Source organism: Pseudolysobacter antarcticus, from assembly GCF_004168365.1.
In the GTDB taxonomy this organism is placed as follows: Bacteria; Pseudomonadota; Gammaproteobacteria; order Xanthomonadales; family Rhodanobacteraceae; genus Pseudolysobacter; species Pseudolysobacter antarcticus.
In genome coordinates this window covers 4,478,985-4,494,695 of sequence record NZ_CP035704.1, presented here as the reverse complement: position 1 = coordinate 4,494,695, position 15,711 = coordinate 4,478,985, and the positions used below count along the sequence as shown (strand labels likewise).

The window sequence follows — 15,711 nt, the reverse complement described above, 5'->3', positions numbered from 1 at the left end:
GAATGCGCGGCGCATCAGTGACGCGGCAACCGTTTCGGCCGGTTCGGCAAGGTCTTTGTCGGCGTCACCTGCGGCGCGGCTTCGGCTCTTGCTGCGAGCAACGGCACGGCGGTGTTTTTCCATGCCGCAACACCGCCCGCGGGCGAGGTCACATCGAATGCAGTGTTCACGGATGCCTTGCTCGTCAACGTCCACAGACCGTTGACGACCTTGGCCGTACCGCCGCCGCTCAATGTCACCTGCGGCACGAATCCGCCAGCGCGACAGATGACCTTGCCGCCGGCATCCTGCACCGTCACCGGACACGGCGTGGTGAAGCCGCTGATCGTGGTGATGCCCGCGGTATTGCTGAGCGACGAAATTCCAACCGTATCCGGCAGGCGCGCGCCATCGCGCGGCGTCCACGGCGCAACGCGGAACACGCCCCACGCACCGCCCTGGAAAATGTTCGCAGTCCAGCCGCGATACAGATAATCGCCGGGCACGCCATAACGTCCGCCAGATGGCGTGGTACCGGGCGTGTCGTCCAGCACGATGTCGTACGCACTCGCCGCGCCGAAGCCGGTCTTGGTGCTTTCGCTGACCGATTTCGGGTTGTAGCCGATCTTGCGTGACTCATCGGTATAGGGTTCTTCCTGCCAGACATGGCCGGTGAGTTCCCACGTGATCTGATTGTCGCCATCGCCGCCCGGCATCACGAGGCGGAAGCGCGCCGGCATGTGCGCGGGTGCACGGAAGATCGGCGTCTGTGGTTCGGCACCCACAAGCAGGTTTGCTGTGGTTTTGGTTTCGTCGACATCCGACATCGACAACAGCGAAATATTCTGCACGTCGTCCGGCGTGAGTTGGCTCCAGTCTTTCGGCGCATCGATGCCCATCGCGGTATTCAGGCCCTTGCCGAAACGCAGCCACGCCGGTTCTGAGCGATAGTTGAATCCCGCCAGCGGATTGCCGGTCGCCCACCATGAATTGCCGTTGGTCAGCATGTTGGCGTCGTTCTGGTACATCACGACGAATTCGCGGAACACTTTGTCACCGTTCCAGACCGTGGCCGATGCGCTGGATTGCGGATCGGGCAGCCAGTGCGAGCCGAGCGGCTCGACGATGAGCGCGCCGAACAGGCCGCGGTACACCTGCATCAGTGGATCGGATGGCAGCAAGTTGATCGCGCCGAATTCGATCGGTGTCTGCTTGCCGTCGTCGATGCGTCCGGCGTACCACCAGTAGTCGACCTTGCGTTGCGGCGCGGCTGTCTGCACCGGATTGTTGCCGATGTTGGCGCCGTCGCTGCTGCGCGCGTCGTAAGTCACAAGCTGCGCGTGCAGGCCGACATTCGCCGACGAGGCGATCGGTATGTAGTTGTACGGCACTGCGTAGGTGAGGCCGAAACGCGAGGCGGCTTCATAGGTTTTGAAGACCGTTTCGCCGCCCTTGAAATCGTTCACGAGCGTGACGTGGATCCAGTCGCCGGCGTTCGCGCGCAGCACGAGTGGCTCGACGCTGCCGGTCGGTCGGTAGGTCTGGCCTTGCGGCACGGTGACATACACCAGCGCGAGCGGATCTTCGAGCGGATTAGCCGTATCACTCTTGCCGTTCAGCAGGTTCGCGCCGCGCGTGTTGTATTTCAGCACGCCGTTCGGCTGACCAAGGGCTTGCTGCACGGTCATCGCGTGGACTTCGTATTCGCGGATGCACGCCTGGCTACTATTGCAATCCGGACGCATGCCCGGCGGCGGCTTGATCGGCTGTACCGGTGGCGGCGCCGAGGCGTTCAACGGCTTGAGAAAAACCTGCGGATTCGATGGATTGAACGCGCGCAGCAAACCCCACGCGCCATTGGTCAAACCTTCGAACGACGCATCCGGGTTGTACAGATAATCGGTGGATTTTTCGGCACCGATGCGCGGCAGGTTGAACAGCAACTCGTAGTGTTCGGAAAGCAAAATAAACTGCGTATTGCGATAGCCGGAATTTTTCTCGAACGGCTCGGCCAGCCAGCGCATGCCGTGCATGGTGTAATCGTGCATCGAGGTGTGCGCGCCGGCGAGCAGGCGAATTTGGATCTTGTCGCCTTCGTAGGCTTGCAACATCGGCGTATACGGATCGGTCGGGCTCATGCCTTGCGCAATCGGCTGCAGCGGGAACTTGAAACAGCTCATACCGCTGCATTCGGGATCGATCTGCGCGCCGGGTGTCGGCTGGGTCGAGTACGCTGCATCGAAACGCTGGATCGAGCGGAACGCCGACGACAAATCGCCCGCATCCGCTGCTGCGTTCGGATTCGCCGACTCGGGTTTGAACACACGCATCGGCAGCGGTTCACCGCGATAATTCATCGAGATCATGCCCGCGCCGAAATCCGTCACGAGCAATGGCTGCGGTGGCCACGGCGCCTGACCGTACAAATTATTCACGAGCGATTGCGGCGTCTGCGCGAGTGGCTGCGGCGGGCAATTGAGGCAATTCAATACATGCGCCGGATCGGCCCAGCCGTAATATTTCTGCGTCGGCGAAAGCGCTACGCAATCGAAGTACGGCGGCGCCTGTGTGACCACATGGCCGTTCGGTTCGGTGTAGCTGTAGCAATCGTGCCGATCACGGCTGGCCTGCGTGTAGGCGTGCTGGGTATCGCCCCACTCGAGCGCGAATTCGCGATAGTTGTCGGCCTGACGTTGCGGCGATTTAAAAACGATATTCGCGGCATAGCTGGTTGGGCCACCGTCGTAGCGCACGCCGAACTGGATTTTGCCATCGAGTGAAGTCCACGTCGTGTCGGTCGGTTCGATCAGCAGGCCGCCATACAAGCCGACCATCTGGTGCGTGGACGGCCCGAAATGATCGTGCGTGAACACGGTCATGTAGGTGCGATCCTTGTCGGTCACCGGTGCCGGCTGGTTCATGAGCGGATCGAGCCACCAACGCTGCACGGTAGCCTGCGCGCCAATCCATGCGAGGCTTCCGGGCGACGGGCCGTTGCCGAGTTCCTTGATCGATTTCGCCGTGAGCTTGCGCTGTTGCTTGTGCGTCGCATCCCACAAACCACCGGTCTGGTTGATGCTGTGGATGCGCTCGCGCACTTCTTCCGGACTGAACGTGCCGTCTTCGTAATTGAAGCCGTTGGCCGCGCCATCGGAGGCGAGCACATCGAACTTCACGAGATGGATATGCTGGCCGAGAATATCGGTCGGCGTGCGCACTTCGAAGTCGTCCAGTTCGTAATACGCCGGGATCAGATTGGTGTGCCAATACTCGATCACATCGTTGTTGGCGGCGCGGAAAAACAGCGGCTCGGGCGGCTTGCGGCCTTCGACGTAATCCTTCACGTCACCCCACAACGAAAGAATGCGCTGCTGCGGGAAATGCCAGCCGGCCTTGTTGAACGCAACATCGAGTTGCAGATTCACGCCTCGGTAATTGCGCAGCGGATTGCCTACAGCCTTGCCATCAACCACGGCCGGATCGGCGAATGGCGCGCCGGGCTGCGGGCCGCGCGGCAGACCGTTCACCTTGAACGGTTGCGGCGCACCTTCCGGCGTGAAACTCGCATGCAGTTGATGGCCGAAATACGCCATCGCGGTGAGTTCCTGCGGCGTGCCTTTTTCCGGCAATTGATAGGCCTTGATGGTCAGCAGATCTTTCGACCAGTCGAGCGCGGTGTGCTGTTCGTTGGCGATCGTCGCGGCCTGGATCATGTGGCGCGGCAGTCCGCCGTCGAGCGATTCTTTGGTCGTCGGATCAGTCGCGAAATCCAGCGGCGGATGCGGCGCACGATGACCGGCGACACCCGGCACGAAGAACGGAAATCCCGGATGGCCATCGCCGCTCATATGCGCTTGGCCCTCGATGATTTTCACCGGTGCGGGGATCGGCGCCATCGCATACAACGGCAACGGCACGACTGCCGGAATCGGCGTGCCGCGCATGATTTCGCCATCTGGCAACGCACGCGCATCGGCGCGTGGCCGGCCTTGTTCGTCGAGCGCGGTGCCGCCTTCGAACACGTCGTGCACGCGATACAGCGCCCACATTCCTGCGGCGAAATGCGGATAAAAATGACAGTGGAATATCGAATCGCCGGTGGTCAGATTGCGATTGCCGCTACCGCCGAAAACCAGTTCGGCAGTGAACGACGAACCGGGCCCAACCGCTTGCGAATCAAGATAACTGCTCTCGTCGCTGTCGGGATTGCGCAGCCACTGATGCGCATGATGGTGATGGATGTGATGCACCGCGGCGCCGGCATGCAGCACGCGAAAACGCACATGATCGCCGAGATAGGAGTGATACACGTTGGACGGATCGTCCGGATAAAACGCCTTGGTCGCTTTTTTGCCGCCAGTGGGTTTGCACGGATTGGTCGGGTTGAACGTGAGCGGATCGGCGTCGAACTTGAGCGTGAGATCTTGCAACTCGGCGGTTGTGCATGGCGCGTTGGCCGGCACATCCACGACCAACGCCGGATCACCGATCGCCCACGAGCTCAGGAAAAATTCCTCGAACTTGCACTCAGGACAATCCGCCGCTGGACCAACGCCGATGCGGTTCGCCAGCACTTCGGGCGCGATGCCGCCGATGCCATAGTTGATCGCGAACGTATCCGCACCGGCATCGTTGCGCGGCACCTGGCTATTTGTCGCGGACATGAAGTACGGAAACGCCTGCACCACATCCTGCGACTCGTGATACACCACCGAGACTTCGCGGAATGGCTGGTTTCGATCAGGCAACATCGGATTGTCGTCCGCGCCGCCAGCGAGTTGGCCGCGATTCGGGCCGGTAATGATCGCGGTCAAATCGGTATGGACGATGCGGCCCTGACTATCGATCATGCGCAAAATCGGCGTGCCCGCATGCGCATGGCCGAGCGGAAAAACGGCGTTGTAGTCGATCTTGGGATGGCCGTCCGGCAGCGCGCCGCGCGTCGCGAGTTTCATGTCGGCTTCCGACACCTGGCTGCGATACCACTCGCTGCCGCGCGGCTCCACCGTGACCACGCCGAACAAGCCAGTGGAAATCTGCATCGGGTTGAAATTGTTGTATTGCGCCGCGGTGCTGGAGAGCAGATTGGTGCCTTCTTCCTGCGCAAACAATCGATACACGATGGTTGCGCCGGGCGCGACGAGACCACTCATTTGTCCATTGCCAATGATCGGATTCTGCCCGACCCACGTGCCGTCATCGGCGATGCTGTCGATCGCCTGCATGCCGGCGGCGTGCATCGATGCATTGCGCGTCACCGGCTGCATGGGGTCTTTCTGCTTCGGATCGAGCAGGTTGGTGAACGTGATCTCCAGGCAGCTGCCGGCATTCACGCGCAACACCATCGGGCGCGGACGTTTGTCCGATCGCAACATCACTTGGCCGGGGCGCAGATCGCGGCTATTGGCATCGGTGGAAACCACGTCCGCACGCAGCGCGTAAATTTCGCCATCGGTGCGCGTAGTGCCGAGCCGGTTGACCTGAAACGCCTGATCCAGCGCGACCACATCCGCCTTGACTAGCGATTCGCAGCGCTGCGCGGTGTCGACTGCGCCTGCGACTTGGCCGTGGCCGAGCAGAAAAAACAGCGCAGCGGTGACATAAAACCGGGATATGTTTTGTTGCATGGTTCCCCTCCGAAGTTGTTCGGCACCCGTGCAGACAGCGCAACCTCGGGTCGTTTCAGGGTTGTTGACTCATCCCTGAAACGGCAGGCCACACATGTCAGATAACCAGCAGCAAGCGATTGAAAAAAAGTTTGAATTCCCGGCGTTGTTCACGGTTGAGCGGCGACCCGCGCGCAATCGCGGACGACCGTCACCAGCGTGATCGACATTCCCCTTGTCGTAGCTTTTTTTGCCCTGCTCGTAACTTAGCCAGTATTTTTATCGCGAGCCATCGCGCCCTCGGCGGATTGTCATTAGCGCAACTGAGTGGCGCTGGTCGACACCGTTACGAATGTGAAAAAATGTGTGAAACAAGATGTGAGCGGCGTCACAAAGTGAAAACCGCACGCAGCGCAGATGAGTGTTTAATGTTAGATTTACTGAGCGCATTAGCCGAGCTGAGGGGGACTCATGCCGCCAACCAATCGTCGTTCCACCGATAGTCGTTTTTCCGGTCCGTTGCCCGATCGCATTCGTCATGCGCGTCGCCTGGCAAAGCTCAGTCAGGTCGGATTGGCCGATCGTGTCGGCGTTGTTCCCAGCGCCGTCGCGCAATGGGAAGGCCGCACCGGCACCTCGCCAACAGTCGAGCATATGGTGCGTGTCGCAAAATGCACCGGCGTCGCGTTCGAGTGGCTTGCCACCGGGCGTGGTGTCACCGTGGATTCGCAGTTGGAATCACCCACCATTGCCGCGGAATCCTTCGCGCGCGACCTGTTCGAAGAGCGCCTGTTGTTGGCGTTTCGCAAAATCCCGCAGAAAAAACGCGAAAAGTTTGTGGTGTGGTTTGAGGATTTTGTGTGACGCACTGGACGGCCCTGAGCGAATTGAACAGGCGACATAACGCGTGGTCAGTTACGGTTCAAAATATCCGCTATGGCAGGGTCCGCCGCCACGCTCTTCGCATTTGCTGACTAGGCAAAAATAGCTCGCGGCTATTCGGAAGTAACCGTTGAACGTGCTTATGCGCATGCTCAAGCGAAGAAACCAGCAGCATGACATGCAGCTGATCGATCACCCCCTTGCAATCCTAGCCCCTGAACGCATGCAACCGACGTAAGAGCTGCACTTATTGCTGCTTAGTCGTCTTGATCGCGACCGCGGGAATGCTAAGCGGCTGTTATTCCCGCCAGTACCCGCGACACTCTTAACCCCACGCTCATTAAATTGGCGAAGCAAGCTTTTTCTGCCTGAAAGACAAGCATTTCTCCTCGTCTATGGCGGATGGAACCGGTGCCGTTGACTTTAGACCGTCAACGTCGCGCTCGCCGGTGCCGCTGGCGTGACGCACGTCAACGTCGACCAGCAGACAATGGCGATTCTCCATCAGCGTATTGGCCAAGTAGCTCAAGCGTGCTTCCTTGCCTTTGCCCTTGCGCATCAGGCGGGCATCCGGATCCGTGGTTGAGGCGCGCGCGTGTCGTTGCGCCGTGTCTGGCCGCGGAAGTCGCCGCCATCGCTGTCGTCGTTACCGTCCTTCGGGCGAAAGCTCTTGTGCGAGGCCCATGCCTCCAGCAGCGTGCCATCCACCGAAAAGTGCTCATCACTGACCAGGTCTTGCAGCCGTGCCAGCAGCACCGCGTGTTCGAAGAATCGCTGCGCGATCTCGGCATCGAACAGCCGCTCGCGATTGAACGAAAACGTCGAATGATCCCACACCGGATCGTCGATGTTCAGACCCACGAACCAGCGAAACAGCAGGCTGTAGCTCAGCTGTTCCATCAGCAGCCGTTCGCTGCGCACGCTGTAGACCACCTGCAACAGCGAGGCACGCAACAGCCGCTCCGGCGGAATCGATTCGCGACCGCCGGCCGCATAGCGCGACGCCAGCACCTCGTCCAGTTCCTTCAAGATCACATCCACCAGAACCCGCAGTTTACGGATCGGATGATCGACGGGCACGCGGTCTTCGACCGACACGTAGGAGAACATTCCCAGCTGTTGTACATCTGCTCCGCGCATCGCTCGACTCATCTCAGGATTGACTGCGACTATGACAAATTTCGCGGAGCGGAGTTTCTCAACAGCCTGCTAACGTTTGGCGATACGATAATTTGTCGGAATTGGCGATATCCGTATGGAAGCGGTGCAGATACGTCACCGTGGCTACGTTGGGAACCCCTCGTCTTTACTTGAGGGTGCCAGATCTATGGGTATGAAAGGGACGAAGAACTTTGGCGTCCGGAGGGATTCCGGCTTCGCAAAGCAGCACTCTAAGTAGGTTATACTAAAGTTCGTGGGCGCAAACGCTTTGGTCCAAACCGCTCATGTTCAGAAAAAACCCGCAACGTAATGCGCCCGTAGCTCAGCTGGATAGAGTAGTGGCTTCCGAAGGCGTAACTCAGCAGTTGCGGTATAGTTATTTTCGGGCACGAAGGCTTTACTCCTTTTTCGAGCCTTGCTGGAAAAACTCTTTTATAAATGCGCCCGTAGCTCAGCTGGATAGAGTACCGGCTTCCGAAGCCGGGTGTCGGGGGTTCGAATCCCTCCGGGCGCGCCAAAATCCTTCGTGACTATTTCGTGACCACGCGCGCGACCGATTTTCAAACGAACGTTTGGAATTGAGTAAAGGTTGTCGTGCCAAAGCCAGCGGTTTAGAAGATTTTACTCTATAGCTGAGCCTGCGTTTCGTCATAGTCAGGCGGCTTCGCCAGGCGCACTACGGTGTTGATTTGCACACGGGATTGAGCCCAGTTTTCATCGAGTCGTCAGCCGGCAATTCGGAGCTAAATGCATGATGCATAAAACGTAGCGCGCGCTGGGGTGGCCCCAAGTTTCGCGAAAACTTGGCTCAATCCCGTGTGCAAATTAACAGGGTGTCCACTTTTTCGTAGGAACTCTCCCGTTGAGGCTGTAGAAAAACCCCTTTTCGAGCACGCGCGATGATCTTCGCGGCGATATGAGAACGCTGCATGTCAGGGTGTTTGTCTGCCGACGCGCTCGTGGTGCGCGTCGGCATCCGGGCCATAGCTGCCTGATGCGTAAAACCCTCGAAGCGCGCGGGCTTTTCCGTTGCCTTCATGCTGCTTTTCGGTAGTTCGCCCACTTCTCGATGTTGTGCACCAGAGCGAACAGCTTCCATTGACCATCCACCTTTGTCTGGCCACGCAGGGTGAAGCGGTTGAGCCGTTTGTTGTGGCGCAGGTTACCGAACACCGGCTCGACCGTGGCGAAGCGTCTTCCATACTGTTCGCGGCCTTCGTCACTGTCGATGCGTTCGCGCATGCGTTGCGTGTGCGTGGCGATGGCTTTGCGCGTGAGCACGGCGACTTGCCGTGCCGGTGTCGTCTCGGGTTTGCGCAGGCATTGCGCTCGTCGTGTGCAGTGCTCGCACGTCGCTGCCGGCGCGCGGAACTTGATGGCGGCGTAACTACCGATGGTGCAGTCCTTGCCATTGCGATACAGCCGTTGACCGGCCGGGCAGATGGCGTGCGAATGATCTGCTGCGATGATGAAATCCTCGCTGCCAAACAGGCGCGGTTTCTTTGCTCGACGTGATTTGTCGTAAAGCGGATCGGGCTTGCTCGTGTGTTTGCCCTGCTCGGCAAACCGTTCGTCGCGACGGCGCATCTGGTTGTCGGCAATCAATGCATCGATACCGCGTTCGGCCAGTGCGGCGAGGTTGGCTTCGCAGTGATAACCGGCATCGGCGGTGATCAGCGTGGTGGCGTTGCGTTGATAGGCGCAGGCATCCAGCACCGGCAGCAGCAGCTCTTGTTCCGATCCGGTGCCATGCGCCGAGGCCTCGACAATGACCTGATGTGCAGCATCGACGACAGCGACGCCGCAGTAGCCTTGGATCACCCCTTTGTCGGTAGCCAGCTTGGCCGAGGCGTTGTCGGTGCGGTTGGATTTACGGATCGATCCGCGCGTACCGGCGCGGTCGGTGGGGTTCTCGATTAGCCACGTGCGCAGCTTCGCTGCTTCCTTCGTCAGGCGCTCGATGCGTGCGGTCGCCTTCGCATCCATGACGGTCTCGGCGCTGCCGGCATCGTTGGCCTGATGACGGTCGAGCATGGTCTTGGCGGCACGCTCCATCTTCTGTGCTTGCGCGAGAAACTCCGCGCGTGTGCCGGAGCGGTGCTTCGAGGCATTCGACGGCAGTTTGACGCCGTCGATGGCGAACATGGTTCGCCCGATCAGACCTTCCTTGCCGAGCAGCGTCAGTACCTGACCGAACACCGACGCGATCGCATCCCGCGAGCGGCTGACGAAGTCCGCGATCGTGGTGAAGTGCGGCTTGGCATCGCCCGTGATCGCGATGAACACAACATTGTCGCGGCACGCGCGCTCGATCGCACGTGAGCTGATCATGCCTTGCGAGTAGGCCAACAGCACTGCCTTGAGCAACATCGCCGGCGCATGCGCCGACGCACCGACCTCATCGTTGCGGTAGTGCGCATCGAACAGCGATAAGTCCAGCGCGTCGACGACGTGATGCACGGCGTGGGCGAACGAGCCCGGTAGCAACTGCGCTTCCAGATCCACCGGCAACAGCCGCGGACTCATGTCCACCACTTTGTAGCGCGCCATCACCGACTCCCTTGATCATCTCGCTTCTTGCGAGCAAGATCGGGGCCAGTTTTTCTACAGCTTCGTTAGCCCTCATCTGGATCGTATTAATCGTGCCCAACTACTACGCTTCTATAACGATGACACTGCCCAAAGGCGAAGTGCCCCAGCGGCTCGATTCGTTACTGGATTTGACGTCGCTCTACAAGATCGGCGAAGGACTCGATACGTACTCGCGAAGAAATTGGCTGAGTTACGCAATCCAAAAATGTGCCTCCCACTATGGCCTACAGGGGTTGTCATATTTGAGCTGTCGGGCCGCTGTACTTAGCCCGAAGGAGTCGGAGCTTGCAGCGACGGAGTTGAGTAATCTCCTTCTGGCTATAGAACAGGATCCGTCCTCACTCTCTGCGCTCTTGGAGCAGGACGCTTGGTCAAATCAGGAAATCCATACTATGTTACAAGTGGATGCCTCACCTTGGGGGCCACTCTACGAAAGTGACGACGGAGATGAACTGCCGTACTTGTTATCATTTCTGAAATCCCAAGTGGCATTGCTGCGGCATGCAAGTAGCCGAGGCCTGCATGTCACTTATGCTCAGTCGCCGTAAACACACCTAGGCTTTCACTTCCTGCGCAGGCGCTAACTATTCGGTCAAGTGGACCGCCGCGAATCGGCGCGGCATCTTCATGCAACTTCGCGGCAGCGGCCACTTACCTCAACCGTTGAGGCTGTAGAAAAACCCCTTTTCGAGCACGCGCGATGATCTTCGCGGCGATATGAGAACGCTGCATGTCAGGGTGTTTGTCTGCCGACGCGCTCGTGGTGCGCGTCGGCATCCGGGCCATAGCTGCCTGATGCGTAAAACCCTCGAAGCGCGCGGGCTTTTCCGTTGCCTTCATGCTGCTTTTCGGTAGTTCGCCCACTTCTCGATGTTGTGCACCAGAGCGAACAGCTTCCATTGACCATCCACCTTTGTCTGGCCACGCAGGGTGAAGCGGTTGAGCCGTTTGTTGTGGCGCAGGTTACCGAACACCGGCTCGACCGTGGCGAAGCGTCTTCCATACTGTTCGCGGCCTTCGTCACTGTCGATGCGTTCGCGCATGCGTTGCGTGTGCGTGGCGATGGCTTTGCGCGTGAGCACGGCGACTTGCCGTGCCGGTGTCGTCTCGGGTTTGCGCAGGCATTGCGCTCGTCGTGTGCAGTGCTCGCACGTCGCTGCCGGCGCGCGGAACTTGATGGCGGCGTAACTACCGATGGTGCAGTCCTTGCCATTGCGATACAGCCGTTGACCGGCCGGGCAGATGGCGTGCGAATGATCTGCTGCGATGATGAAATCCTCGCTGCCAAACAGGCGCGGTTTCTTTGCTCGACGTGATTTGTCGTAAAGCGGATCGGGCTTGCTCGTGTGTTTGCCCTGCTCGGCAAACCGTTCGTCGCGACGGCGCATCTGGTTGTCGGCAATCAATGCATCGATACCGCGTTCGGCCAGTGCGGCGAGGTTGGCTTCGCAGTGATAACCGGCATCGGCGGTGATCAGCGTGGTGGCGTTGCGTTGATAGGCGCAGGCATCCAGCACCGGCAGCAGCAGCTCTTGTTCCGATCCGGTGCCATGCGCCGAGGCCTCGACAATGACCTGATGTGCAGCATCGACGACAGCGACGCCGCAGTAGCCTTGGATCACCCCTTTGTCGGTAGCCAGCTTGGCCGAGGCGTTGTCGGTGCGGTTGGATTTACGGATCGATCCGCGCGTACCGGCGCGGTCGGTGGGGTTCTCGATTAGCCACGTGCGCAGCTTCGCTGCTTCCTTCGTCAGGCGCTCGATGCGTGCGGTCGCCTTCGCATCCATGACGGTCTCGGCGCTGCCGGCATCGTTGGCCTGATGACGGTCGAGCATGGTCTTGGCGGCACGCTCCATCTTCTGTGCTTGCGCGAGAAACTCCGCGCGTGTGCCGGAGCGGTGCTTCGAGGCATTCGACGGCAGTTTGACGCCGTCGATGGCGAACATGGTTCGCCCGATCAGACCTTCCTTGCCGAGCAGCGTCAGTACCTGACCGAACACCGACGCGATCGCATCCCGCGAGCGGCTGACGAAGTCCGCGATCGTGGTGAAGTGCGGCTTGGCATCGCCCGTGATCGCGATGAACACAACATTGTCGCGGCACGCGCGCTCGATCGCACGTGAGCTGATCATGCCTTGCGAGTAGGCCAACAGCACTGCCTTGAGCAACATCGCCGGCGCATGCGCCGACGCACCGACCTCATCGTTGCGGTAGTGCGCATCGAACAGCGATAAGTCCAGCGCGTCGACGACGTGATGCACGGCGTGGGCGAACGAGCCCGGTAGCAACTGCGCTTCCAGATCCACCGGCAACAGCCGCGGACTCATGTCCACCACTTTGTAGCGCGCCATCACCGACTCCCTTGATCATCTCGCTTCTTGCGAGCAAGATCGGGGCCAGTTTTTCTACAGCTTCGTTAGGCGGCAGAGGAAATTTCAAGAGAGGTTTACGAAATGTTTATCGCTGACGCCCAGCGCGAAGTCAGGTCTGTTTACATGTTGGGTTCTGTTGGGCAAGTCGTGTCAGGTTTGGTGTGGGCTGTATCCGCCGCACTCACTACTTGGTACAGCACTAGCTCGGGGATACTCGCCATGCTTCTCGGTGGATTCTTTATCTATCCGGCCACACAGCTTGTATTGCGAGCAACGGGCAGCCCAGCCTCACTGCCTGCAACAAATCCGATGCGTGAGCTCGCGATTGAAGTCGCGGTAGTGGGTCCCTTAATGTTGCCGCTCATCGGCGCCGCCACTCTTTACAAGAACGCATGGTTCTATCCTGCATTCATGGTTGCGATCGGCGCTCACTATCTGCCCTTTTCGTTCCTCTATGGCATGAGGCAGTTCATCATCTTAGCTGCGATCATGATGGCATCGGGGCTTCTCGTCGGCCTTTACGCTCCAAGCGTCTCCACATTAGGCGCGTGGTTCACTGCAGCGCTGTTGCTGACCTTCGGCTTGGTCCACTGGCGCATCCACGCTGCCCAACAATCAAAGCGTGCATAATCCGCCGCCTAATAATTCATTCAATCCGATGCGAACGCGTACGCTGCAATGGCTTGTAGAACTCGGCTATCTGCGGAATGAAGCGCTGCGGATTCGCTCCGGCGAGATTGGTCAACACGACGATGGCCAAGCCATCATCCGGGTAAACAACGAATGCGGCTCTGGCGCCACCGATACCCGCTATTTGGCGGTGGGGAGATGTCTGCAGCACGGGCCATCCAGCAGCCCAATCGCTATCAGCGCCGCTGTTCAATTTTTCTGGCACCCACATCTTCTGAACAGCAGCCTTGCTGATCAGTTGGCCGTTCGATAACGCGATGATCCAGTGCGCTACTTCATCTGCCGTGGTTTGGATTCCACCACCGGCCCAAAGACTGTAAGGGATCTCATAGATCCATTTCGACAAGCGGTTGCCGTCGTCCTTCGCCAGGGTTCCGCGCGGCGTGGTGGCGTAGATCGTCGCTGCATTGGGAACGAGGTCGTAGCTGTCGCCGAATGTCGACAAGGGCATTTTTGCGACGGCGAATTGATGCTCGGCGATGTACTGCTCGTAGGGCGTCTTCGTTTGTTTCGCAATGATCTGAGCCAACAAACCATAGTTGGTCTGATTGTAGGCAAATCGATCGCCAACCGCTGCTTCCAATGGCAACTTTTTCACCGCGTTCCAGGCATCCAGTTCCGTGCCGCCGCCGATCGAGCCTTTCTGGTCGACGATGTCCGGCAGGCCCGAGGTATGGCCGAGAAGTTGACGAATACGAATGCCGCGCCAAGCTTCAGGCAAGTCTTCCAGGTAGCGCGAGACGGGAGTATTGAGATCCACCAGCCCTGCCTCGACCAATTGCATCATGGCGACGCCGGTGAATGACTTGGTGGCGGAATTGATCGGAAACAAAGTTGTGCTTGTGGCGGGCACGTGGTTCTCGACGTTGGCCAGGCCATAGCTTTCGGACAGCACGATTCGATTGTCCTTGATGATGGCAACCTGCACCCCGGGTATGCGTTGCTCCTTCATCTTCTGCTGTAGCAACTGCTTGGTCAGTGCGTTGGCCTGGTCCAATGTATTCGCCGCGGTGCCAAGGCAAGGCAGCCACAGTAGAGCGGCGACGATGATCGTTGTGACGCGATACTTTCCAGATGACATGGATCTTCCTGACGCGAATGATGTGATGGGTAACAACCGCCTATCTTGCTATCTCGTGTCGAGCGGGCGCAGCGTTCAGATGCGCCGCATGGTTTCAGGGTTTAAACAGGCACCGCAGAGCAGTGACAAGGCCCACCAAGATAAGCCGGACATCAGTGCGCTGATTCGGTGCCTAAGAGCCTGTTCAAAGTCTCAATCTATGAGACCGGCGTGCTGATACTGGCGGAATGAGATCAACCTATCCGAGTGACATCAGTCGCGCCCAGTTTGAGCAAATTCATCCTTTGCTGGAAAGCGCACGCAAGAAGACCAGCCCGCGTCGGGTGGATCTGTACGAGGTATTTTGCGCGGTCCGCTACCTCCTCAAAAGCGGCTGCCAGTGGCGCATGCTGCCCACGGAGTTTCCGAAATGGCGAACGGTGCATTCGTACTTTTCGATCTGGAGCGAGCCTGACGAGAACGGCATCAGCCTGCTGGAGCGGGCGTTAAAAAAATCAGGTGGGCGCGGCGCGTATCAAGCAGGGGCGCAACGCCATGACGAGCTTCTTGATCGTTGATGCACAAAGCGTAAAGAACACCGACACGGCGACGCATAAGGGCTACGATGCCGGCAAGAAGGTCTCGGGGATCAAGCGGCATATTGCCGTGGATACGCAGGGACTGCCTCACGCTATTGCGGTGACTACAGCGGAAGTCACCGATCGCAAGGGCGCCTTGCAGGCGATAGATCGATGTCAGGCAAACCTACATCGGGTACAAAGTGTCCTAGCGGATGGCGGCTACGTCGGCCAGCCCTTTGCCGAAGCGGTCCAAGGCGCCATCGGTGCCACCGTGCAGATCGCCCAACGCAATGAATTGCATACCTTCGCCGTTATCCCGAAGCGGTGGGTGGTCGAGCGCTCCTTCGCCTGGTTGGAGAAATGCCGACGACTCTGGAAGAACTGCGAGCGCAAGCTCAATACCAGCCTCCAGTTCATTCACCTTGCCTTCCTCACGCTACTGCTCAAAAGACTTTGAACAGGTTCTAAGAGGCTGTAGAAAAACTGGACCCGATCTGCTCGCAGGAAGCGAGATGATCATCCGCCGCGCTATGCAGCGGTCTGCCGTTTGCAGTGTGATCCGACGTTTACCGAGGACATTTCCCAAAAAGGCTGGACTGTTGATTTGCGCTTCCGATTTGACGAGCATTTTCGTTTCGCGGTGACCAAGCGCTGCGCCATGCGATCTTTGCTTTACCGGCTTTTAAACGGGTCAATGGATGGTCACCCAAAAGTGAGTATTGCCGTCAATCGAACGCGAAATACAACAACCAGACGATAGTTTTCTACCGCTTTGGCCGTGCGACGTC

Annotated in this window: 9 protein-coding genes, 1 tRNA gene and 1 pseudogene; 4 read left to right on the top strand and 7 right to left on the bottom strand. The window is 58.9% G+C overall.

Annotation, left to right across the window (positions count from 1 at the left end):
• Nucleotides 1–14 precede the first annotated feature (14 nt).
• Complete coding sequence (locus ELE36_RS19280) at nt 15–5,606, bottom strand: cupredoxin domain-containing protein (protein WP_129836201.1); 5,592 nt, start codon at nt 5,604–5,606, stop codon at nt 15–17.
• A 450-nt stretch (nt 5,607–6,056) separates the two neighbouring features.
• Here ELE36_RS19280 and ELE36_RS19275 point away from each other — a divergent pair, with 450 nt between their 5' ends.
• Entirely contained in the window at nt 6,057–6,449 is a 393-nt protein-coding gene (locus tag ELE36_RS19275) for a helix-turn-helix domain-containing protein (protein WP_129836199.1), read from the top strand.
• Between the two features lie 454 nt (nt 6,450–6,903).
• On the opposite strand, the pseudogene ELE36_RS19270 reads toward ELE36_RS19275, so the two are convergent.
• Nucleotides 6,904–7,607: pseudogene (locus tag ELE36_RS19270) on the bottom strand (IS5 family transposase); the annotation flags it as partial.
• 461 nt (nt 7,608–8,068) lie between these two features.
• Between ELE36_RS19270 and ELE36_RS19265 the strand changes: the two are divergent.
• Nucleotides 8,069–8,145 (top strand) — tRNA-Arg (locus ELE36_RS19265).
• Nucleotides 8,146–8,436: 291 nt separating this feature from the next.
• Here ELE36_RS19265 and ELE36_RS19260 read toward each other — a convergent pair.
• From ELE36_RS19260 to ELE36_RS19245, 4 genes are all read right to left on the bottom strand, one after another.
• Nucleotides 8,437–8,667: a hypothetical protein gene (locus tag ELE36_RS19260; protein ID WP_129836197.1), complete on the bottom strand. Its 231-nt coding sequence runs from the start codon at nt 8,665–8,667 to the stop codon at nt 8,437–8,439.
• Nucleotides 8,664–10,178 (bottom strand): IS1182 family transposase, encoded by a 1,515-nt coding sequence (locus ELE36_RS19255; protein ID WP_129835611.1) that lies wholly within the window; start codon nt 10,176–10,178, stop codon nt 8,664–8,666. The genes ELE36_RS19260 and ELE36_RS19255 overlap by 4 nt, the downstream gene beginning before the upstream one ends.
• A 693-nt stretch (nt 10,179–10,871) precedes the next feature.
• Nucleotides 10,872–11,060 carry a hypothetical protein gene (locus ELE36_RS19250; protein WP_129836195.1) on the bottom strand — a complete coding sequence of 63 codons (189 nt, stop codon included), beginning with the start codon at nt 11,058–11,060 and terminating at the stop codon, nt 10,872–10,874.
• Complete coding sequence (locus tag ELE36_RS19245; protein WP_129835611.1) at nt 11,057–12,571, bottom strand: IS1182 family transposase; 1,515 nt, start codon at nt 12,569–12,571, stop codon at nt 11,057–11,059. Before ELE36_RS19245 ends, ELE36_RS19250 begins: the two co-directional genes overlap by 4 nt.
• Nucleotides 12,572–12,673: 102 nt before the next feature.
• Here ELE36_RS19245 and ELE36_RS19240 point away from each other — a divergent pair, with 102 nt between their 5' ends.
• A complete protein-coding gene (locus ELE36_RS19240) occupies nt 12,674–13,222 on the top strand; it encodes a DUF7010 family protein (protein WP_129836193.1) in 549 nt (182 codons plus the stop codon).
• Between the two features lie 16 nt (nt 13,223–13,238).
• On the opposite strand, the gene ELE36_RS19235 is transcribed toward ELE36_RS19240, so the two are convergent.
• On the bottom strand, nt 13,239–14,363 hold the full coding sequence (locus ELE36_RS19235) for a serine hydrolase domain-containing protein (RefSeq protein ID WP_242512311.1): 1,125 nt from the start codon (nt 14,361–14,363) through the stop codon (nt 13,239–13,241).
• Nucleotides 14,364–14,590: 227 nt separating this feature from the next.
• Here ELE36_RS19235 and ELE36_RS19230 point away from each other — a divergent pair.
• Nucleotides 14,591–15,380 (top strand): IS5 family transposase gene (locus ELE36_RS19230; RefSeq protein ID WP_129836191.1). Its coding sequence is split into 2 segments (ribosomal slippage): nt 14,591–14,853 and nt 14,852–15,380, totalling 792 coding nucleotides; the frame shifts between segments, so codons are not numbered across the junction.
• Nucleotides 15,381–15,711: the final 331 nt, after the last annotated feature.